Below are 1,393 nucleotides of genomic sequence, written 5' to 3'. Positions count from 1 at the left end.
GAAGAAAAAAAGCCATTCAGAATCTAGCTTATGATCAAGCAGCCATTGACGGTACGATAAGATCTCTGTTTGAACTGGTACAAGGTATTAGGTTTACCCGTTTTTCGATCGTGAATGAACACGTTTTGGTTAATAGAACCGTCTGGATTAAAAATATCGGTCTGTTTTAACCTCATAACGTCACTCACTCGCAGCAGTGTCGCTTTGCCAACTTGAAAAATCGTATAGTTACGCCGGCCGGCTTTAAAGTTATTGAGTAACGTATCTTGAACCTCTTTAAGTACGTTTGAATCTTTAATGGGTAAGACAACTTGTTACATAAGTCATAATCTCCTTTGACGATATAATAGTTTATAATTGACGTACGTTATCATGTACGCTTATAATATTAGATAAGTTGAGGAGGGAAAACATATGGAAAAAATTATTAACCCAACTACAGCACGAACAAACCTATTTTCACTTATCAAAAACGCTAATCGGGACTCCCAACCTGTTATTATTGCAGGATCTAATGACAGCCGTAGTGCCGTTTTGATTGGAAAAAAAGACTATGATGCATTACAGGAAACCATGAACTTAATGATGAATGGTCAGATTCAAGCCACCTTCAGCCGTAAAGATGATGAATCAGTTGATTTAGACGAAATGATCAAAGAAATTGATCATGAGTAATCGTTGGAAAGTAAAAATAAAATCATCAGCTAAAGGTGATTTAAAAAAAGTTTTAAGAAGCCCATTACGTCAGTCATTTGAAGAAATACAAAATGTATTGGAATCTGATCCATATAAACCAATACAGTCATTTGAAAAATTAACACCACCTGCGGCTGGTTACTATTCTCGAAGGATAAATGGACAGCATCGCGTCGTTTATACCATTGATAAAGTAACTAGAATAGTCGAAATCTATTCATGTTGGGCCCATTATGAAAGTGGTGGTCTTGAAATGAGTGGTAAATCTAATTCCAGAAAAAACTAGCAACTTAACATGCATCATAAATCAAATATTATAATAAATACCCCCCAATATCCACATTATAGATATTGGGGGGTATTTTAGCAGGGCTTTCGAGGGGCGATTTGGAGATTATAGTCCCTAATATAGGGACAAAGCTTATTTGAAAGTTTTTCTCAAACACATCATGTATTTTAGACTGTGCCACTATTATTCTCTGTTATAGGGTTTAATTTAGACAGTTCTAATGAACATATCTAACTTAAATAGATTGTGAGACACGAAATGGCCATCAAGGTATACCCTATTGGTCGCTTTTGATCCATTATCAATGGCTTTTTAAATTAGGGCCTAGTACTTTTGGAATGGAAATACTTTCCAACACCAAAAATTCTAGACCCAAATAATTTTACAATCTACCATGGCTAAAATGTT

At 35.1% G+C, this 1,393-nt stretch carries 2 protein-coding genes and 1 pseudogene; 2 read left to right on the top strand and 1 reads right to left on the bottom strand.

Going from position 1 to position 1,393, the window contains the following annotated elements:
* A pseudogene (locus KGF70_RS17510) lies at positions 1–299 on the bottom strand (site-specific integrase); the annotation flags it as partial.
* A 115-nt stretch (positions 300–414) separates the two neighbouring features.
* On the opposite strand from KGF70_RS17510, the gene KGF70_RS16825 reads away from it, so the two are divergent.
* Together KGF70_RS16825 and KGF70_RS16820 are read left to right on the top strand one after the other, a co-directional pair.
* The gene (locus tag KGF70_RS16825; RefSeq protein ID WP_003680272.1) at positions 415–675 is read left to right on the top strand and encodes a type II toxin-antitoxin system Phd/YefM family antitoxin; all 261 of its coding nucleotides are present in this window, start codon (positions 415–417) and stop codon (positions 673–675) included.
* Positions 668–982 (top strand): Txe/YoeB family addiction module toxin, encoded by a 315-nt coding sequence (locus KGF70_RS16820; protein WP_003680273.1) that lies wholly within the window; start codon positions 668–670, stop codon positions 980–982. Before KGF70_RS16825 ends, KGF70_RS16820 begins: the two co-directional genes overlap by 8 nt.
* Positions 983–1,393 lie beyond the last annotated feature (411 nt).

The sequence above is a fragment of the Lactiplantibacillus sp. 7.2.4 genome (assembly GCF_018991185.1).
In the GTDB taxonomy this organism is placed as follows: Bacteria; Bacillota; Bacilli; order Lactobacillales; family Lactobacillaceae; genus Lactiplantibacillus; species Lactiplantibacillus pentosus.
Note: the sequence above shows the minus strand (reverse complement) of the source record. Positions and strands in the feature narration are given on the sequence as shown.